This is a genomic window from Parvibaculum sp. (assembly GCF_049672805.1).
GTDB lineage: Bacteria > Pseudomonadota > Alphaproteobacteria > Parvibaculales > Parvibaculaceae > Parvibaculum.
Window position 1 is genome coordinate 1 of the sequence record NZ_JBATWS010000137.1, and the last position, 18,185, is coordinate 18,185.

Annotated in this window: 20 protein-coding genes and 1 tRNA gene; 17 read left to right on the forward strand and 4 right to left on the reverse strand. The window is 61.6% G+C overall.

Going from position 1 to position 18,185, the window contains the following annotated elements; genetic code table 11:
* Nucleotides 1-431 (forward strand): hypothetical protein (locus WBF74_RS04345; protein WP_424435719.1); only part of this gene is annotated, 431 nt, incomplete at its 5' end.
* A 78-nt stretch (nt 432-509) separates the two neighbouring features.
* On the opposite strand, the gene WBF74_RS04350 is transcribed toward WBF74_RS04345, so the two are convergent.
* A tRNA-Ser gene (locus tag WBF74_RS04350) sits at nt 510-599 on the reverse strand.
* A gap of 278 nt (nt 600-877) precedes the next feature.
* Between WBF74_RS04350 and WBF74_RS04355 the strand changes: the two genes are divergently transcribed.
* The 15 genes from WBF74_RS04355 (at nt 878) to WBF74_RS04425 (ending at nt 14,535) form a co-directional block, all read left to right on the forward strand.
* Nucleotides 878-1,639 (forward strand): CDP-alcohol phosphatidyltransferase family protein, encoded by a 762-nt coding sequence (locus tag WBF74_RS04355; RefSeq protein WP_424435722.1) that lies wholly within the window; start codon nt 878-880, stop codon nt 1,637-1,639.
* Between the two features lie 154 nt (nt 1,640-1,793).
* Complete coding sequence (rplU, locus tag WBF74_RS04360) at nt 1,794-2,108, forward strand: 50S ribosomal protein L21 (RefSeq protein WP_424435725.1); 315 nt, start codon at nt 1,794-1,796, stop codon at nt 2,106-2,108.
* A gap of 21 nt (nt 2,109-2,129) precedes the next feature.
* The gene (rpmA, locus tag WBF74_RS04365; protein WP_424435728.1) at nt 2,130-2,405 is read left to right on the forward strand and encodes a 50S ribosomal protein L27; all 276 of its coding nucleotides are present in this window, start codon (nt 2,130-2,132) and stop codon (nt 2,403-2,405) included.
* Nucleotides 2,406-2,518: 113 nt separating this feature from the next.
* Nucleotides 2,519-3,043, forward strand: coding sequence for a GNAT family N-acetyltransferase (locus WBF74_RS04370; RefSeq protein ID WP_424435731.1), 525 nt, complete (start codon nt 2,519-2,521; stop codon nt 3,041-3,043).
* A 1-nt stretch (nt 3,044) separates the two neighbouring features.
* A complete protein-coding gene (gene obgE / locus WBF74_RS04375; protein WP_424435734.1) occupies nt 3,045-4,097 on the forward strand; it encodes a GTPase ObgE in 1,053 nt (350 codons plus the stop codon).
* Complete coding sequence (gene proB / locus WBF74_RS04380; RefSeq protein ID WP_424435737.1) at nt 4,094-5,212, forward strand: glutamate 5-kinase; 1,119 nt, start codon at nt 4,094-4,096, stop codon at nt 5,210-5,212. Before obgE ends, proB begins: the two co-directional genes overlap by 4 nt.
* A 124-nt stretch (nt 5,213-5,336) precedes the next feature.
* Nucleotides 5,337-6,620 (forward strand): glutamate-5-semialdehyde dehydrogenase, encoded by a 1,284-nt coding sequence (locus tag WBF74_RS04385; protein ID WP_424435775.1) that lies wholly within the window; start codon nt 5,337-5,339, stop codon nt 6,618-6,620.
* 6 nt (nt 6,621-6,626) lie between these two features.
* On the forward strand, nt 6,627-7,250 hold the full coding sequence (locus WBF74_RS04390) for a nicotinate-nucleotide adenylyltransferase (protein ID WP_424435740.1): 624 nt from the start codon (nt 6,627-6,629) through the stop codon (nt 7,248-7,250).
* Between the two features lie 242 nt (nt 7,251-7,492).
* Entirely contained in the window at nt 7,493-7,825 is a 333-nt protein-coding gene (rsfS, locus tag WBF74_RS04395; protein ID WP_424435743.1) for a ribosome silencing factor, read from the forward strand.
* Nucleotides 7,826-7,900: 75 nt separating this feature from the next.
* Nucleotides 7,901-8,380, forward strand: coding sequence for a 23S rRNA (pseudouridine(1915)-N(3))-methyltransferase RlmH (gene rlmH / locus WBF74_RS04400; RefSeq protein WP_424435746.1), 480 nt, complete (start codon nt 7,901-7,903; stop codon nt 8,378-8,380).
* Between the two features lie 108 nt (nt 8,381-8,488).
* Nucleotides 8,489-10,072: a hypothetical protein gene (locus WBF74_RS04405; RefSeq protein ID WP_424435749.1), complete on the forward strand. Its 1,584-nt coding sequence runs from the start codon at nt 8,489-8,491 to the stop codon at nt 10,070-10,072.
* The gene (locus WBF74_RS04410; RefSeq protein WP_424435752.1) at nt 10,065-11,408 is read left to right on the forward strand and encodes a murein hydrolase activator EnvC family protein; all 1,344 of its coding nucleotides are present in this window, start codon (nt 10,065-10,067) and stop codon (nt 11,406-11,408) included. The genes WBF74_RS04405 and WBF74_RS04410 overlap by 8 nt, the downstream gene beginning before the upstream one ends.
* The gene (locus WBF74_RS04415; protein ID WP_424435755.1) at nt 11,409-12,734 is read left to right on the forward strand and encodes a S41 family peptidase; all 1,326 of its coding nucleotides are present in this window, start codon (nt 11,409-11,411) and stop codon (nt 12,732-12,734) included.
* 92 nt (nt 12,735-12,826) lie between these two features.
* Nucleotides 12,827-13,990 carry a divergent polysaccharide deacetylase family protein gene (locus tag WBF74_RS04420; protein ID WP_424435758.1) on the forward strand — a complete coding sequence of 388 codons (1,164 nt, stop codon included), beginning with the start codon at nt 12,827-12,829 and terminating at the stop codon, nt 13,988-13,990.
* Nucleotides 13,991-13,995: 5 nt separating this feature from the next.
* On the forward strand, nt 13,996-14,535 hold the full coding sequence (locus WBF74_RS04425) for an RNA pyrophosphohydrolase (protein ID WP_424435761.1): 540 nt from the start codon (nt 13,996-13,998) through the stop codon (nt 14,533-14,535).
* On the opposite strand, the gene WBF74_RS04430 is transcribed toward WBF74_RS04425, so the two are convergent.
* Nucleotides 14,536-15,633: a hypothetical protein gene (locus tag WBF74_RS04430; protein ID WP_424435764.1), complete on the reverse strand. Its 1,098-nt coding sequence runs from the start codon at nt 15,631-15,633 to the stop codon at nt 14,536-14,538.
* A 200-nt stretch (nt 15,634-15,833) separates the two neighbouring features.
* Here WBF74_RS04430 and WBF74_RS04435 point away from each other — a divergent pair, with 200 nt between their 5' ends.
* Entirely contained in the window at nt 15,834-16,517 is a 684-nt protein-coding gene (locus WBF74_RS04435; RefSeq protein WP_424435767.1) for a hypothetical protein, read from the forward strand.
* A gap of 110 nt (nt 16,518-16,627) precedes the next feature.
* Here the strand turns inward: WBF74_RS04435 and WBF74_RS04440 are convergent, their stop codons facing one another.
* Complete coding sequence (locus tag WBF74_RS04440; RefSeq protein ID WP_424435769.1) at nt 16,628-17,473, reverse strand: ferritin-like domain-containing protein; 846 nt, start codon at nt 17,471-17,473, stop codon at nt 16,628-16,630.
* A gap of 163 nt (nt 17,474-17,636) precedes the next feature.
* Entirely contained in the window at nt 17,637-18,035 is a 399-nt protein-coding gene (locus tag WBF74_RS04445; protein ID WP_424435772.1) for a F0F1 ATP synthase subunit epsilon, read from the reverse strand.
* Between the last annotated feature and the right edge of the window lie 150 nt (nt 18,036-18,185).

Consider the following 18,185-nt stretch of genomic DNA (forward strand, 5'->3'; position numbering starts at 1 on the left):
GCATTAGGACCAGAAATATTCACCTTCCGATGGAAATAATGACCATCGCAGATAGCGCGGATAGAATCGCTGCAGCAGAAAGGCGCGTACGAGATACGAATTCTTACAGAGCGTTTGTCGATCCGGCGAAGCTGGCCGAATTATTATCCTGTTTTTGTCCTAATCCGTGGATCAAACTCCAAGCACTTTTCAACGCGAGCCGGTCTGTAAGCGACCCCCGATCCGTCGAGCAATTGAAAGGTCAGTTAAAAAGCATCTGGAAGCGCCGAAATCAGATAGCCCATGAGGCAGACATAAACCCGACGCTGGGAGGTATCGCTCTCTGGCCAATCGACAGGATCGACGCTGAAATCACGATAGATTTTATTGCGAACGTAGGGGCACATTTACCGGAAGTTATATCTGAACCGTTGGATGAAGACAGAAATTGAGCCCGAACCACTAAGTTCCTCGGTCTACGAGGAAACCGGCCACATCTGTGCATGTCGTGCATAAGTATGGGCAGATTCTGGCGGAGAGGGGGGGATTCGAACCCCCGATACGGTTGCCCGTATGCCGCATTTCGAGTGCGGTGCATTCAACCACTCTGCCACCTCTCCGCAAGAAGTCGGGGCGCGCTGGGCGCCAGCAGTGCCGCCCAAGGCGGCTGGCTGAAACGGCGCGGAATGTAGACGCGGGTGGCGCGCGGCACAAGGCTTGTTAGAGGGTCTAGAAGCCTTTCCCGTCCCCTTGAGCACAAAAGACCGGGTTGGCCGGGTCAGGCCTGAACCATGACGAGCAGGAAGCCCCGCCCGCAACCTCTGACCGCCCCTTTTTCTTCCCGACCCGCTTTTTCTCCCCATAGGGGATAGTCCGCGTCCCTGCTAGACTCCTGCCCATGAGCGAAGCGGAACAGAACGGCCAGAGAGGTGCCCCGAGACTGCCCCCCGCCCGGGTGGCGGCTGCCTGGGCTGTCCATGCCTTCACGGCCTCGGGCGTCGTCACGGCGCTTCTCGCCATTGCGGCGCTCATTGGGGGCGATCTGCGCCTTGCCCTGCTCTGGCTCGGCGCTGCGCTCATCATTGACGGATTTGACGGCCCCATGGCCCGCAAGGTCCGTGTGAGCGAATATGCACCGCGATTCGACGGGGCCGTGCTCGACCTCGTGATCGACTATCTGACCTATTCCGTGATCCCGGCGCTCCTTATCTATCGCTTCGGCCTTGTCCCGCCGGGCTGGGAGATTGGCGCTGCCGCCTTCATCATGACGACCTCTCTTTATTGCTTCGGCAACAGGGAGATGAAAACCCATGACAATTACTTTTCGGGCTTCCCGGCCACGTGGAACCTCGTTGCCCTCTATTTCTTCGTGCTGGGCACGGGCGGGTGGCTCAATCTGGCGGTTATCGGCCTTCTCGGAGTGCTGACCTTCGTCCCCTTCAAATATATCCACCCCTTCCGCGTCGGCACGCTCCGGCCCCTGACGCTTGCCATGACGGCGCTCTGGGCGGGGGCCACCCTCTGGCTCGTACTGCAAAGCGGGCCGGAATTGCCCCCTGTTGAGGCTTCCCCTGCCGCTTTCTGGGCCTTTATCGGCAGTTCTGTCTATTTTCTGGGGCTCTGTGCCTGGCGGACACTGGCGGAGCCGAAAAGCGCCTGAGGTCCACCCGAGCGGGAAATCAGGCAAAAAGCCCTGATTTCATGGGCCTGCGCTTCTTGACAGCCTCACCTCCCCCTGTATATTGCGCGCCAATCTGGCCCGTGTCGCTCAGTGGCGGCCGCAGGGCCTTTTTCGTTACATGGTGGTATCAGCGATGTTCGCAGTCATCCGGACAGGCGGCAAACAATACAAGGTCGCAAAAGACGATCTCCTCGAGATCGAGCGCCTCGACGCGCAGGCCGGCGACAAGATCGAGCTTGGCGAAGTCCTGATGCTCGGCACCGCAGGCGGCGAGACGAAAGTCGGCGCGCCTCTCGTGGACGGTGCAAAGGTGAAGGCCGAAGTGGTCGATCTCACCCGCGGCCCGAAGCTCACGATCTTCAAGAAGCGCCGTCGCCAGAACTATCGCCGCAAGAACGGCCATCGTCAGGATCTGATGCTCGTCAAGATCCTCGACATCGCCGGCTAAGCGGGACACAGGAGCAGAAACATGGCCCATAAAAAGGCAGGCGGTTCGTCCCGCAACGGTCGCGACAGTGCCGGCCGTCGTCTCGGCGTGAAGAAGTTCGGTGGCGAAAGCGTCATTCCGGGCAACATCATCATCCGCCAGCGCGGTACGAAGTGGCACCCCGGCAGCAATGTCGGCATCGGCAAGGACCACACCATCTATGCGAAGGCCGAAGGCGTTGTGGAATTCCGCACGCGCAAGAATGGCCGCGCCTTTGTGTCGGTCGTGACTGCCGAGATGCCGGAAGCCGCGGACTGAAAAGCGGGGCTTGCCGCCTCGCAAGGGTGGCGACCATCGGGATTTAAGAGGGAGATGGACCGCCATCTCCCTTTTTTCATGCCCTCACCTCCGAAAGCTGGAGGAAGGACCCGATGCAGGAAGAACTGACAACCGAGAGGCTGCATCTCAGACCGCTCCGGGAAGCGGACGCGGAGCGGATCGCAAGCCTCGTGAACTGGAACGTGGCGCGTATGCTCGCCCGCATGCCCTGGCCCTATACCGCCGACATGGCGCGCAGCTGGATTGCCGAGGCCGGTGAATTGCGCGCGGAAGGCGAAGAGTTCGACTACGCCGTCACGCTTGAAGGCGAGGGGCTGGTTGGCTGTTGTGGCCTCCAGTCTCATGCGGACGGCACAAATGAAATCGGCTACTGGATCGCCGAGCCCTGGTGGAACCGGGGCTACGCGACAGAAGCCGCAGGTGCCCTGCTTGAGCACGCTATTGCGCAGTTTGGCGCAGACACGATCATCGCGGGCCATCATGCGGATAATCACGCATCGGGTCGGGTGCTGACGAAACTCGGCTTCCGCTATACTGGTGAAGAAAGCCGCTGGTGCGTTGCGCGGCAGGAAAATGTGCATTGCCTCACCATGAGGCTGATGCAGGCAGGTATGTGACATGAAGTTCCTCGACCAGGCGAAAATCCATGTCCGCTCCGGCAATGGCGGGGCAGGCTGTGTGAGCTTCCGCCGCGAGAAGTTCATCGAGTTTGGCGGGCCCGATGGCGGTGATGGCGGGCGCGGCGGCGATGTCGTGGTCGAATGCGTGGATGGTCTCAACACGCTGATCGACTATCGCTTCCAGCAGCATTTCCGCGCCAAGACCGGCATGCACGGCATGGGCAAGAACCGTTCCGGCGCGAACGGGGCGGATATCGTGCTGAAAGTGCCCGTCGGCACGCAGATCTTCGAGGAAGACGAGGAAACGCTGATCGCCGACATGACGGAAATCGGCCAGCGCGTCGTGCTGGCCAGGGGCGGCAATGGCGGCTTCGGCAATGCCTATTTCAAAAGCTCGACCAATCAGGCCCCCCGCCGCGCCAATCCCGGTCTTGAGGGCGAGGAGCGAACGGTTGTGCTCCGCCTGAAGCTGATCGCGGATGCAGGGCTTGTCGGCCTTCCCAATGCGGGCAAATCGACTTTCCTTGCAGCGGTAAGCGCGGCGAAACCCAAGATCGCCGACTACCCTTTCACGACGCTCACACCCGGACTTGGCGTCGTCACCATCGACACGCGCACATTCGTGCTCGCCGATATTCCCGGCCTCATCGAAGGTGCGCATGAAGGGGCGGGGCTCGGCGACCGCTTCCTCGGCCATCTGGAGCGCTGCCGTATCCTCATTCATCTGGTGGATGGCACATCGGAAGATGTGGCGGAAGATTACCGCATCATCCGCGACGAGATTGCAGCCTATGGCGGCGGCCTCGAAGAGAAGCCCGAAATCCTCTGCCTCAACAAGGCGGATGCGCTGTCACAGGAAGAGCGCGAGGAACGCGCGGCCATTCTCGCTTCGGAAAGCGGGGCTGATGTATATGTCATCTCCGCTGTGTCGGGCGAAGGCATGAAAGAAGTGCTGCGCCTCGCCGCAAGCGAGATCAAGGAGCGCCGCGAGGAAGAGCGCGCGCTCGAAGCCGCCAAAGACGGCACCGAAGAAAAGGGCTGGGAGCCTTGAGCACATATCTTGAGAAGGCGCAGCGCGTCGTCGTGAAAATCGGCTCCGCCCTGCTGACAGACAGCGAAACCGGAAAGCTCAATCGCGCCTGGCTTCATGCGCTGGTGGAGGATGTGGCGCGGATGCGCGCCCGCGGGCAGGAAATGCTGATCGTATCCTCCGGTGCGATCTCGCTCGGCCGCCGCGCGCTGAAGCTGCCCGTCGGCAAGCTGAAGCTTGAGGAAAGCCAGGCCGCCGCCGCTGTCGGTCAGATCGGCCTCGCCCATGCCTTTCAGGAGAACCTCTCCTCTTTCGGCATTTCCTGCGCGCAGATCCTGCTGACGCTTGAAGACACGGAAGAGCGCCGCCGCTACCTCAATGCGCGCTCCACCATCCAGACATTGCTGAAGCTCGGTGCCGTGCCCGTCATCAACGAGAATGACACGGTGGCGACGAGCGAAATCCGCTATGGCGACAATGACCGCCTCGCTGCGCGCGTGGCGAGCATGGTGTCGGCTGATTGCCTCGTGCTGCTTTCCGATGTGGACGGGCTCTACACCGCCCCGCCCCATCTGCCCGGCGCGGAACATCTGCCCGAAGTCGCCGAGATCACGCCCGAAATCGAAGCAATGGCAGGCGATGCCGCGAGCATCTATTCGCGCGGCGGCATGAAAACAAAGATTGCCGCCGCCCGCATCGCCACAGAAGGCGGTGCTCGCATGGCCATTGCCAATGGCCGTGGCCTCAATCCGCTGAAAGCCATTGAAGAAGGCGCGCGCTGCACCTGGTTCAACGCACCCTCCACACCCATTGCCGCGCGCAAGCGCTGGATCTCCGGTTCGCTGAAAAGCCTCGGCACGATCTGCATTGATGACGGGGCGGTAAAGGCGCTGCTTCAGGGCCGCAGCCTGCTGCCTGCCGGTATAACCGATGTGCAGGGCGAGTTCAGCCGGGGCGACGCCATTACCGTGCGTGACATGCACGGCCATGAGATTGGCCGCGGCCTCAGCGCCTATGACAGCCATGATGCCCGCATCATCAAGGGTCATTCGAGCCGCGAAATCGAGCAATTGCTTGGCTATTCCGGCCGCGCGGAAATGATCCATCGCGACGATCTTGTGCTGAAAAAGCCGTGAAACAGCGCTCGCCCGGCCCCATATGTGGAAACCGGGCGGCATTGAAACCGCTTCCGCCGCCTGAAATACTCATGCGGCTCCCTCGGACCATTCGAACAAGGACAGGGTGAACCCCGTGAGTATCGTGGAACTGAATGCCGAACGGAACGATGTCGCCGCCATCATGCGCGAGATCGGCGTGAAAGCACGCAAGGCCGCCACCACGCTTGCCAATGCCTCGACCAAGCAGAAGGACGCCGCCCTTCTTGCCGCTGCCATGTGTGTGCGCGCCAATGTGGATGACATTCTCGCCGCGAACGAACTGGACGTGGCGGATGCAAGAAAGAACGGTCTCACCCCGGCCATGATCGACCGGCTCACACTTGATACGAAGCGCGTCGAGGCGATTGCAAAGGCCATCGAAGAGGTTGCCGCCCTGCCCGATCCCGTCGGATCAAAGATCACCGAATGGGACCGTCCGAACGGTCTTCACATCGAGCGTGTGCGCGTACCGCTCGGCGTGATCGGCATCATCTATGAAAGCCGCCCTAATGTGACGGCAGATGCGGGCGCGCTTTGCCTGAAAGCTGGCAATGCGGCCGTGCTGCGCGGCGGCTCGGAAGCCTCGCGCTCCAACAAGGCGATCCATCAGTCGCTCGTCGAAGGCATTCTCGCCTCGAACCTGCCTGAAGCCTCCATCCAGCTCGTGCCTGTAACGGATCGCGGTGCCGTGGGCGAAATGCTGCGCGGCCTTGGCGGCAATCTCGATGTCATCGTGCCCCGTGGCGGCAAGAGCCTGGTGGCGCGCGTACAGGAAGAAGCGCGAGTGCCCGTCTTCGCGCATCTCGAAGGCATCTGCCATGTCTATGTCGATGGCGAGGCCGATCTCGCCATGGCGCGCGATGTGGTGGTGAATGCAAAACTGCGCCGCACCGGCATTTGCGGCGCGGCAGAGACATTGCTTGTCGATGAGGCCTGCGCCTCAACCCATCTCGCGCCCATCGTTCAGGCGCTGCTTGAAGGCGGCTGCGAAGTGCGCGGCGATGAAGCAACGCAAAAGGTCGATGCGCGCGTCAAACCCGCAACGGAAGAAGACTGGCGCACCGAATATCTCGACGCGATCATTTCCGTGCGCGTGGTGAAAGGCGTCGGTGAGGCCATCGCCCATATCAGCAACTATGGCTCGCATCACACCGACTCCATTGTGACCGCCAATACCAGGACCGCCGAACGCTTCCTCAATGAAGTGGACAGTGCCATCGTACTGCACAACGCCTCCACGCAATTTGCGGATGGCGGCGAGTTCGGCATGGGCGCGGAAATCGGCATTGCCACGGGCAAGTTTCACGCGCGCGGGCCGGTGGGCGTCGAGCAGCTTACGAGCTTCAAGTATCTGGTGCGCGGCAGCGGCCAGACACGGCCTTCCTGACGCTTCATGCCGGAGGAAACGCTGACACCGGGATTGAAAGTCGGCCTGCTCGGCGGTTCCTTCAACCCTGCGCATGAGGGGCACAGGCATATCAGCCTGATGTGCCTGGAAGCGATGGAGCTTGATTGCGTCTGGTGGATGGTTTCCCCCGGCAATCCGCTGAAGCCGCAGGAAAGCATGGCATCCTTTGACGAGCGGCTGAACTCGGCGCGGGAAATGGCGCGCGATCCGCGCATCATCGTCAGCGACATCGAAACGCGGCTCGGCACGCGCTATACGGCCGACACGCTGGCAGCCCTCACCCGAAGGCACCCGGAGGTGCATTTCGTCTGGCTGATGGGGGCCGACAACATGCTGCAATTCCCGCAATGGCGGAACTGGCGCACCATCGCGGAAACGGTGCCGATTGCCGTCTATCCCCGCCCCGGCTATACGGAAAAGGCGCTCACCTCCCCCGCCGCGCAGGAGCTTGCCCACGCCATTCTCAGGCCCGATGAGGCAAAGCGCCTGCCGCTTGCCACGCCGCCCGCGCTGATTTTCCTCTCCGGCCCAGAAACCCCGCTTTCTGCGACCGAAATCCGCGAAAAATCAGGCTGGGGCCGCGAAGCCACAAAGGGCGATGCAGGCTGATCTGTCACGGGCGTGAGAGAAAGCCATCATTGAATTCAAGTGCTTGGCCCCCTATCCTTATGGGGCAGCAGGGTTTTCCTGCGGCGTGGTGCAACCGACCGTTTGCCAAACCAAGGAGCGTATTCCTGAGCAGACAATCGACGGACTTAAAGGTCCAGAAGAGATCCGGCGCGAGACAGGCCGGCTCTCCCGAAACGGCTTCCTCTCCCGAGGGTGAGGCGGCCCGCAGCCAGTCTTCCTCAATGCTGGAGCTCGTGCTCGCAAGCCTCGAAGAAGACAAGGCCGAAAATGTGATCTCCATCGACCTGAAGGGAAAGACACCCATCGCCGATCATATGGTGGTCGCGAGCGGGCGATCCACGCGCCATGTCAGCGCCGTGGCTGACCATCTGCTGCGCCGCCTGAAAGAAGCAGGCTTCGGCACGGCTCAGGTCGAGGGCATGAAACAGGCCGACTGGGTGCTGATCGATGGCGGCGATGTGGTCGTTCACATCTTCCGCCCCGAAGTGCGTGATTTTTACAAGCTGGAGAAGATGTGGTCTGCCGATATTCCGGCTGACCCGCTGGCGGTCTGAGGCTATAGCTCCCTCAGACCCTGCCCGCTTCTTCCCGTCTCCGCTCAAGTGTCCGGTCTTGCCGGAGGGGGAAATATGCGTGTCCGGATATGTGCCGTAGGGCGACTGAAGCCCGGCCCGGAAAAAACTCTCATTGATGACTATCTCTCCCGCCTTGATGCCGCAGGTCGCGCCATCGGCATTTCGGCAGCACCCGTCATAGAGGTTGAAGAAAAGAAGAAGCTTGATGCGGCCGCGCTGATGACGCGCGAGGCGGAGCTTCTTTCAGCCGCCGCCAGGGGGGCCACCATTGTCGCGCTGGATGAACGGGGCAAGGTGGAAGGGAGCGATGCCTTCGCAAAACGCTTCGGCGCCTGGCGCGACAGCGGCATTGGCGACATCGCCTTCGTGATTGGCGGAGCAAACGGCCTCGACCCTGCCCTGCGCGAAAAGGCCGTGCATGTCATGGCATTCGGCGCCATGACATGGCCGCATATGCTTGCCCGCGTGATGCTGACAGAGCAACTTTATCGCGCGGTAACCATACTCTCGGGCCACCCCTATCACCGCGCCTGATCGGACGGGCCTCAAGTGGACACCTTGCAGCACTTGCACTAGGTTTCCGGTTCGCTCAGGGCGGCATGATTCGTACTGCCTGAACGCTCGCGGATTCTCAAGATTATCATGACTGCTATGACCGGCGCCCGACCTCTTGTCCTCGCCATGTTGGACGGATGGGGCCTTCGCGGGGAACGTGAGGGTAATGCGCTCGCTCTTGCGCGCACCCCCATCTATGACCGGCTCGCGGCAACATGGCCGCGGACGCAGCTTGCTGCCTCGGGCGAAGCGGTCGGCCTCATGCCGGGCCAGCCGGGCCATATGCAGGCCGCCTACACAACGCTTGGTGCGGGCCGCCCGATTGAAGCGCCTGTCACACGGATAGGCCGTGCCTTCTCGGGCGACGGGCCGGACGGCATTGCGCATCACCCGCTGCTTCGAGAACTCATCACCCGTGTGCGCCCGCTAGGCGGCGCGGTGCACCTCATCGGCATGGTGACGCCCTCGCGCATTGCAGGCCATCAGCATTACATGGCCGTGCTTGCCGCCCTGCTCAGCCATGAAGGCGTGAAGGTCTGGGTCCATGCCCTCATGGATGGCAAGGACACGGCCTCGCAAGGCGGCATCGACCATCTGCGTGAATTTCTGGAAGACATTGAAGGCGCCGAACATGCCGAGCTTGGCAGCGTCTTCGGCCGCGCCTATGGCTTTGATGAAGGCGCGGATGCCACCGCTACGGCGAGCACCGCACGCGCGATCCTTGAGGCAGATGCTCCTTCTACGGAATATCCGACCGCCTATCTCGATGAGTGCTACCGCAAGGGGCTTGATGATGACCGCATTCCGCCTGCGGTCGCCCCATCCTATCGCGGCATAAGGCCCGATGATGCGGTACTCTTCGTCAACCTCCAGCCCGATCACGGCCAGCCACTGCTTTCCACGCTGCTTGCGCCTGAAACGGCCGGGCTGAAGATGGCTGCCCCGCTTCTTGCCGGTGTCTATTCTCTCGTCCGTTTGACGCAGCCGCTGGGCGCAAAAACAAGCCCGCTTTTCGAGGCAACCTCCTTCAGCTCAAGCCTTGCAGGCACGCTTGCCAGTGCCGGGCTTCGTCAGCTCACCCTGCTTGAAAGCGTGGTGGAGACAGGTCTTTCCAATTTCGCACGCGGCGGCTCAAACGCACTTTTTCCGGGCGAGACGATCCTTGTCACCGACACGCCTCCCCTTACGCAGATCGAGCGCAAGCCCGACCTCGCCTCGGCGAGCCTCACCAATGAGCTTCTCGCCGCAATCAAGAATGGCGAGCATGATGTGATGACCGTCGCCTTCCCCAACGCGGCCATTCTCGGCCGCACGGGCAATATGAAAGCGACCATTGCCGCCATCGAGGCAATCGACAAATGCCTCGGCAAGATTGCCGCGCAAATCGACAAGCGAGGCGGTATGCTCATTCTCTGCGGAACCTATGGCAAGGCAGAGCGAATGGTTGATCCTGAAAGCGGTGCAGCCTGCCGTCGCACCACACAGGCGCCCGTCCCCTTCATCATGATGGGCGGGCGCGGAGCCTCTTCGGCACGCGGGCCTCTCTCGTCGGGCACCCTGGCAGATGTCGCGCCCACCGTGCTTGAACTATGCGGCGTGAGCGCGCCCGCCGAGATGAGCGGAAGATCGCTTCTTGCCACCACAGAGCAGCCAGACCCGGTCGGTGCCTGATCGAAACCTCATAAGGGCCATCGCCCTCGCCGCCCTGCTGGGCTTTTTCTCCGGCGGCCTGCCAGATGTCCGCGCGGAAACAATGGAGCCGGGCGACCTCGACACGCTTCAGAAGGAAATCGGCACGACGCGCGAGCGCCAGCAGGAACTGGAAGCGAAAGCCGCAGCCGCCCGCAGCGAGGCAGAAGAAATCCGCCGCAAGCTGATCGCCACCGCCGCGAAGGTGCAGAGCCATGAGGCGGATGTCTCGCTTTCCGAAGACAGGCTGCAAGGTCTGACGGCGGCTGAAGCCGTGCTGACGGCCCAGCTTGAAAAGCGGCGGGATGAAATGGCGGATCTTCTGGCCGCCCTGTCTCGTCTCGACCGGCACCCGCCCCCCGCTCTTGCCGTGCGGCCCGATGATGCGCTCGCCTCCATCCGCTCCGCCCTGCTGCTCGGTGCCATTGTGCCGGAGCTACAGGAAGATGCGCGCGACCTGCGCGACCGGCTGGAACAGCTTGCCGCGCTCCGCGCCGACATTCTTGAGGAGCGCGAAACGCTGACCGCCGCCAGAACCTCGCTTGAGGCTGAGCAGGCAGAACTCCAGACGCTTCTCGACCGTCAGCTTGCGCTCCAGCAAAGGCTTACCAGGGAAGCGCAGAGCGAGCAGGCCCGCGCCGAGGCGCTTTCCCGTCAGGCAACGGACCTTTCCGACCTGATCGCGAAACTCGAAAGCGCTGCCGCCTCGCGGCTGCCGACCGCCCGCCCCGAGCCCCGGCCGGAACCTGAATCTGTACGCAAGTCCGAACCCGCCCGCACGCCACCCGCGAGCGAAAGCAACGGCGAACGCGAAACCGCCATGCTGCGCCCGCCCGCGAACCCGCCGGCCCTGCCCTCCTCGCGCCGTTTCTCGGAGGCCAAAGGCCTCATTCGCCCGCCTGTTTCCGGCATGGTAATCCGCAATTTTGGCGCGGTTGATGAAAGCGGCGTGAAAAGTCAGGGAATAACCATATCAACCCGGCCCGATGCGCAAATTGTTGCCCCATTTGACGGGAGAATCTCCTATGCGGGACCGTTCCGCCACTATGGGCAACTCTTGATAATATCGGTGGGAGAAGGATACCATATCCTTCTCGCAGGCATGAAAAGGATCGATGGCACCGTTGGCCAGAATGTTCTTGCCGGTGAACCGATCGGCATGATGGGTGCCTCTCCTGCCCGTGATGATCTGGCTGCACGAGGAAATACGGACAAGTTGGGCACGGGCCCGCGGCTTTACATTGAGTTCCGCAAGGAAGGCAATCCGCTCGACCCTCGCCCCTGGCTGTTGATGAGTGACGAAAAGGCACGTGGTTAAATGAAAAAGTCCGTCCTTGCTGGCTTCGCAGCCGGAACGCTTCTCTCCGTTGCCGTCATGTCGGGGCTGAACCCGACGGCGTGGAACGGCTCGGCCTTTGCGAATGACTCCAACACCTACCGACAGCTCAACCTGTTCGGCGATGTGTTCGAGCGTGTGCGCGCCGATTATGTTGAACCGACGGATGACGCCAAACTCGTCGAGAATGCCATCAACGGCATGCTGACATCGCTCGACCCTCATTCGAGCTACATGACGCCCAAGACCTTCCGCGACATGCAGGTGCAGACGCGCGGCGAGTTTGGTGGCCTCGGCATCGAGGTCACGATGGAGAATGGCGTGGTCAAGGTGGTGACGCCAATCGACGACACGCCTGCAAGCCGCGCAGGGCTGCGCCCGAACGACTACATCACCCATATCGACGGCACACAGATCCTCGGCATGACGCTGTCCGATGCGGTGGACAAGATGCGCGGGCCGGCCAATTCCAGCATCACGCTCACCGTTGTCCGCAAGGGCGTTGACGAGCCTTTCGAGGTGAAGCTCACCCGCGCCATCATCACCATCAAATCGGTGCGGTATGAACGCGAGGGCGATATCGGCTATATCCGCATCACCTCTTTCAACGAACAGACCTCGGACCTGCTCGACGAAGCCGTTACCAACCTGACGAGGCAGATCGGCCCGTCAAAGCTGCGCGGCTTCATCCTTGACCTGCGCAACAATCCGGGCGGCCTTCTCGATCAGGCCATAGCCGTCAGCGATGAGTTCATGGATGGCGGCGAGATCGTCTCGACACGCGGGCGGCACGCCGACGACACGCAGCGCTACAATGCGCGGCGCGGCGATGTGACGAATGGCAAGCCGATCATCGTGCTGCTCAATGGCGGTTCGGCAAGCGCCTCTGAAATCGTCGCCGGTGCCCTGCAGGATCACCGCCGTGCGACCATTCTCGGCACGCGCTCTTTCGGCAAGGGCTCGGTGCAGACCATCATTCCGCTCGGCTCTGACGGCGCGCTGCGCCTCACAACGGCGCGCTACTACACGCCGTCCGGCCGCTCCATTCAGGCCAAGGGTATCGATCCCGATATCGTGGTCACGCAGACGCCGCCCGAAGACAAGAAGCGCCCCTCCGGCATTGGCGAAAGCTCACTGCCCGGCCACCTTTCTGCCGATGATGGTGACGAGATGGCGGGTTCCGACAATTTCGTCCCTTCCGACAAGAAGGAAGACAAACAGCTCCTCTACGCAATCGACCTGCTGAATGGCGTCAAGCAGGATGCGGCCTTCCTTGGCGGGCGGACTTCCAGCGCAATGGCGAATTGAGCCGCGCGGCCTGCCGGAACGATTAGCGCATGGTGGCGAAAATGGCGGCGAACGGTACCGGGAAAGCACCGGCACCGAGGCAGGAACCGGAGATGACAGGCATGCCCCGCAGTGGCCGCCTGCTCGCTGTCATCGCCGCCCTTGTCGCGCTTAGCTATGGCGGAACACTCGCCTGGCTCGCTCTTTCCGACAGCAGGGATGCGGGCGAACCCGTCATCCGCCTTGCACTCGCGGAACAGGAAGCGCCGGAACTGCCCGTTGAAGAAACACCCGATCCCGCAGAAGAAGCCACCCCGCCCGTTCCCGACGTAGATGATCTCAGCGCGGAAGAACAGGCCCTGCTTGATGCGGCACGGAGCCTCGAAATGCCGCCCGAGGAAAGCATCGCAGGCGAAGTGCGGATTGTCGGCGCAGAGACCGTGAATGATGCGGCAGAAGCCGCGCGGGCCACACCCGTCACACTTGCGCCGGCCCCCGACCCCGCCCTTGTCGAACAGTCAAAAGACGGCCCGCTGCCAAAGATCGCGCGGGATGGCCGCAAGCCCTGGCAGGTCTATGCGCGGCCCCTGCCGCCCGGCACACAAACCGATCGCCGCATTGCGCTTGTGGTAAGCGGCATGGGTATCAGCGAAAGCGCGACCGCTCACGCAATCAAGGTGCTGCCGCCGGAGGTGACGCTTTCCTTCGCCCCCTATGGCGCGCGGCTTCAGGAATGGATCGACAAGGCGCGCGAGGCAGGCCACGAGGTTCTGCTTGAACTGCCGATGGAGCCTTTCGGCTATCCGCAGAATGATCCCGGGCCGCATACGCTGCTCACAAGCGTCAACGCATCCGAGAATCTCACGCGCCTCAACTGGCTGATGAGCCGCTTCACCGGCTATGTCGGTGTGATGAACTATCAGGGCGCCCGCTTCACCGCCTCTGCCTCTGCACTCAAGCCCGTTCTTTCATCTCTGTCTTCGCGCGGGCTTCTCTATGTCGATAATGGTGCATCGGCGCGGAGCCTCGCGCCCACGCTTGCTCGCGATGTCGGCATGCCGACCGCGCTCGCCACACGCATTGTCGATCCTGTCCAGAACCCGGAAGTGATTGCAACCGCACTCGATACGCTGGAAAAGGTCTCACTTGAAACGGGCAGCGCCATCGGCATCGCATCAGGCTTTCCGGTGACGGTTGATGCGCTGGCCGAATGGGCACAGTCGCTCGCGCAGGATGGCTATGTGCTTGTGCCCGTGACAGCCATTGCCGGGGAATGACGACCATGACGGAAAACGAGAAAAGCGTGACGCCCCCCAACACCGAAACCCTGCCCTATCGTCCCTGTGTCGGCATCATGCTCATCAATCGCGAAGGGCTTGTCTGGGCGGGCAATCGCATATCAGGCGATGGCGGCGCGCAGGAACTGACCGGCACCACGCTCACATGGCAGATGCCACAGGGCGGCATTGACGAAGGCGAGGATCCGGCAACTGCCGCCTTGCGCGAACTGAAAGAAGAAGCGGGCACGGACAAGGCACGCATCATCGGCGAGACGGCGGGCTGGCTCACCTATGATCTGCCGCCGCATCTCATCGGCATCGCGCTCAAGGGAAAATATCGCGGGCAGAAACAGAAATGGTTCGCCATGCGCTTCACGGGCGAGGATAGCGATATCGATATCGCTGCCGACGACCATCAGGAATTCAGCGAGTGGGCCTGGGTGCCGGTGAACAAGCTTGTGGACCTCATCGTTCCCTTCAAGCGCGCTGTCTATGAGCAGCTCATTCGGGAACTCGGACCGCTTGCACGCCCCCGCGACTGATCAGACGCCGGAGCGATTCCACCGCGCCGCGATATTTGTCAGACGCTCCGCCAGAGGCGCAACGCGGGTGCGGAACGCAAAATCCGCATAATCCCACCGCTCGCCCGCCCGCAACGCAAAGATGCGGTTCAGCTTTTCCTGCGTGTAATCCATAAGCACGATGAGCCGGTCAATCTTCGGGCGTGTTTCAACGGGCGCTTCATCGCGCACGGCTGCAAGCATTGCCCGGCGCTTTTCAAAACTCTCCGTACTCGCAGTAACCGGCGCATGTTCGGCCGTGACCGGCGCCATGACATAACGCGCGGCTTCTTCACGCAGGGCTTCCATGTCGCCACGAAAGGCTGCGAAAGGTCCGACGGGGCCGACACTTTCCGGCGATGAAATCGCGAGCATCGCATTCAGCACATCCGCACAAAGCGTCTGCGCTTCGGCAAGGGCCGGCTGAATGTCCTCAAGGAAAAGCTGCTGACCTGGATAGCGGTTCACCGTTCCGGCGATGGCCGCAACAGCGCGTGTCTCTTTCAGCAATTCGGCGAGAATGCGCTTTGCTTCCACCAGTTCGACAAGCTGCTGCCCGTCCGTCCAGTTGTCTGAATGAGCTTCAAGCGCCATCATCGCCGCTTGCAGACGCGCCGTCGATTCCAACCATTCCGTACGGAAACCTTCTCCCCGCGTGAGCAGATAGCCGCGCAACGCAACGAGGCTTGCTTCATGTTCGGCAAGAAAGCGCTGCAAAGCGGCGTCAACATTCTGTGCAGGCGCCGGACCATTCACGAGTTCAACACGCACGGGCTGGGACGGCGTGACCGTCTGTCCCGCAGGCAGCAATGTCACAAGCGCGACACCCGCAACACCGGCAACCGGAAGCATCACCCAGAGCCTGCGGCTCCAGCGACGTGGTGATGGAAAAACATTCAGGAAAAGAGGCTTCTTCCGCCGCGAGACTGTTTGCGGAATGACATCCCGCAATACTTTTTCGGAGAATATCTGCTCTCCGAGAACGCGGTCTGTCAGTGTCTTGTCATTGTCTGCTTCCGGCGGGAGCCCGTAACGGGTCCGCCAGTAATTCTCTGTATCCCGCGTCGCTGAAAACGGCATTCTAGCACCTGTCTTTCGCCGTACCCCGATCAGCTCCAGGCAAACATATAGCTCAAGTCTGTAATTATGGAAGTGTCATAACTGTACCGTTTTGTAACGTTTCGAAGACAGTGGCACCAAAACCCGTTTCATGCATTTATGTTGTCTGCGGGGTACGCAAGCGGGTTTCGAAAAATGGAACGCCGCACTGGAGGGGACACATGTCCTTCTGGAGCCGCATCGTGATCGTCCTTCTGCTGTTTGTTGGCGCGACCACGCTCATCAATAGGGAAACCCGAGGTTTTACTGACGCGCTGGCGGCGAATGCCTACGCGCTGGTGGCACGCACGCCCGTTCCCCTTCCGCTTGAGCGCCCGCCTTTCCTTGCCCGCGCGGACCTTTATGACTGCCTGAGCGGTGTCGGTGACAGCCAAGAAGGTGACGTTTATGCAGCCTTTTGCGACGATCTGGCAAACCTCACAGCCATCACGCACCCCACGCCATCACAACCGGAAGCTGCGCACGCGCCCGTGAAGAAAGCCGACAACATCAAGGAAATGCGCTGCACTGACCTCGACAACGCGGCAGAAGGCATGATCCCCTTGCAACCTCATTGCCGGATTGAAAGCCCCGTTTCAGGTATTGTTCTCTATGCGGATCGCTTCAAGGGCTATCGTGGAATCGTCATTATCGAGACGAATGAGGGTGCGCGGATCACGCTCGCAGGTCTTGGCGAAGTGCATGTCGCGCGGGGTGACAGGGCAGCGCGCGGTGACGTGCTGGGCGTGACACCCGCGAAAACAGCCCCCGCACTCGCTGACGCGGCAGGCGCCGGTGACGGTCCCGCCCTTCTCTACATGAAGGATCGCTTGAGCAGCGTGAGGATTGCCCAGCCCGCTTCCTGAGAGATCATCAGCAGCCGGATTGACCGTGCTGCCCCCATCGTCATAGCCCGATTTACTCAGGTCATACCGGAGCGGGTTGGTTTGTCGATTGGCGTTGCTTTCGGCGAGGGTCAGACACCGGCTCGCGACAGGCGCCAGTTGCGGAAGCGCCAGTAGCGCCAGCCAAGCGCCGAAACCATGCGCATCAGAAGCCCATGCGGCTTCAACCCGGCCGCCTTGCCCACCATGGAAATCAGCCGATCGACATGCTGGCGGCGATAAAGGCCAAGCGCGCGCTTCTCATAGGCCTTGGCGAAGCGCACGCGCTCATATTTGACGCTGCCATCGGCGGGCGTATTGGCCGCGTAATACGCGCAGGCAAGCTCGTCATCATCCGCCTCCGACACGCGGCCCACCGCCACGCGGATACGATCAAGGAGCGAGGGCGGCGTTTCTCCGAGATCATTGAACTGGTCATAGAAGAGCTTGTAGTGCCGGAACTCGTCTGCCGCGATATTGCTCGCAATCTGCTTCAGCACGGGCTCGTCCGTCGCATCCTTGATGGCGGTGTAATAGGAAGATGTCCCGCTCTCCACCACACAGCGCGCAATCAGTTCGCCGCCCCGGCTGCCGCGCACGCTTTCAATCGCATCAGTCGGAATGGAATAGCTTTCCCGGAAACGCTGGAACGCCGCCTCGAAATTGAAATCGGGATCAGCCAGTTCCGCCCAGCGCGCCAGCGCCTGGCCGTGCTGCACCTCTTCATCGCCCCATTGATGGATGGCTTCCTTCACATCCGGGCGGTCGGCAAAGACATTGCAGAGATAGGTGACATAGTCGGGCGCGTTGAACTCCACCATCGCGGCCGCCTTCACGGCGCGCAGAATATCCGCATCAACCTTGGACGGGTCGAAGTCCTGCCACCTGATGTCATCAAGCGTCCAGTGGCGGCCGGGGCGATGGGTGGGACGGCTCATGCGCTCATTCCGCTCTGTCAGAGAATGCTGTCACAATACCAATATAATCGGGAAATCGGGCGGGAATAAGCGTGGCGTGATGGCGCACATAACCACCCCAAAACAGAAAAGGGCGGCATCCGCTTCCGGAGCCGCCCTTTATGTTTTTTGTGCCAGATCAGCGTCAGACCGCTTCGCGCAGCGCCTTCAGATGGTCGAGCTTTTCCTGCGCAACCTGACGGCGTTCGTCGGTCTTGGCATCGGCCAGATCTTCTTCGGCATCGGCGATTTCGCGCTCGAGTGCCGCGGAATCCAGCTCATCCAGCGGCACGGTGTACTCTGCAAGGATGGTGAGGCCCTCGGGCGTCACTTCCGCAAAACCGCCGCGCACGAAGAAGCGCCGCTCCGCCTGCCCTTCGACCTGCACACCGACAACACCGGGCCGCAGCGTGGTCATGACCGGCGCATGGCCGCCCATGATGCCCATATCGCCTTCGGCGCCCGGCACCGTCACCAGATCGACCGCCTCCGAAAGGAGGAGCCGCTCGGGCGACACCAGATCGAAACTCAGCTTCTCAGCCATCCGCTTACCCTTCCGGTCGAAGTCTTACGCCGCTTCCTTGGCGAGACGCTCGGCCTTCGCGATCGCATCTTCGATGGTGCCGACCATGTAGAAGGCGGCTTCCGGAAGATGGTCGTAATCGCCGTTGCAGAGACCCTTGAAGCCCTTGAT

Coding starts and splice junctions, on each gene's coding strand:
- WBF74_RS04355 (WP_424435722.1), top strand. CDS start 878: ATGAGCGAAGCGGAACAGAACGGCCAGAGAGGTGCCCCGAGACTGCCC.
- rplU (WP_424435725.1), top strand. CDS start 1,794: ATGTTCGCAGTCATCCGGACAGGCGGCAAACAATACAAGGTCGCAAAA.
- rpmA (WP_424435728.1), top strand. CDS start 2,130: ATGGCCCATAAAAAGGCAGGCGGTTCGTCCCGCAACGGTCGCGACAGT.
- WBF74_RS04370 (WP_424435731.1), top strand. CDS start 2,519: ATGCAGGAAGAACTGACAACCGAGAGGCTGCATCTCAGACCGCTCCGG.
- obgE (WP_424435734.1), top strand. CDS start 3,045: ATGAAGTTCCTCGACCAGGCGAAAATCCATGTCCGCTCCGGCAATGGC.
- WBF74_RS04390 (WP_424435740.1), top strand. CDS start 6,627: ATGCCGGAGGAAACGCTGACACCGGGATTGAAAGTCGGCCTGCTCGGC.
- rsfS (WP_424435743.1), top strand. CDS start 7,493: ATGCTGGAGCTCGTGCTCGCAAGCCTCGAAGAAGACAAGGCCGAAAAT.
- rlmH (WP_424435746.1), top strand. CDS start 7,901: ATGCGTGTCCGGATATGTGCCGTAGGGCGACTGAAGCCCGGCCCGGAA.
- WBF74_RS04405 (WP_424435749.1), top strand. CDS start 8,489: ATGACTGCTATGACCGGCGCCCGACCTCTTGTCCTCGCCATGTTGGAC.
- WBF74_RS04415 (WP_424435755.1), top strand. CDS start 11,409: ATGAAAAAGTCCGTCCTTGCTGGCTTCGCAGCCGGAACGCTTCTCTCC.
- WBF74_RS04420 (WP_424435758.1), top strand. CDS start 12,827: ATGACAGGCATGCCCCGCAGTGGCCGCCTGCTCGCTGTCATCGCCGCC.
- WBF74_RS04425 (WP_424435761.1), top strand. CDS start 13,996: ATGACGGAAAACGAGAAAAGCGTGACGCCCCCCAACACCGAAACCCTG.
- WBF74_RS04430 (WP_424435764.1), bottom strand. CDS start 15,633: ATGCCGTTTTCAGCGACGCGGGATACAGAGAATTACTGGCGGACCCGT.
- WBF74_RS04435 (WP_424435767.1), top strand. CDS start 15,834: ATGTCCTTCTGGAGCCGCATCGTGATCGTCCTTCTGCTGTTTGTTGGC.
- WBF74_RS04440 (WP_424435769.1), bottom strand. CDS start 17,473: ATGAGCCGTCCCACCCATCGCCCCGGCCGCCACTGGACGCTTGATGAC.
- WBF74_RS04445 (WP_424435772.1), bottom strand. CDS start 18,035: ATGGCTGAGAAGCTGAGTTTCGATCTGGTGTCGCCCGAGCGGCTCCTC.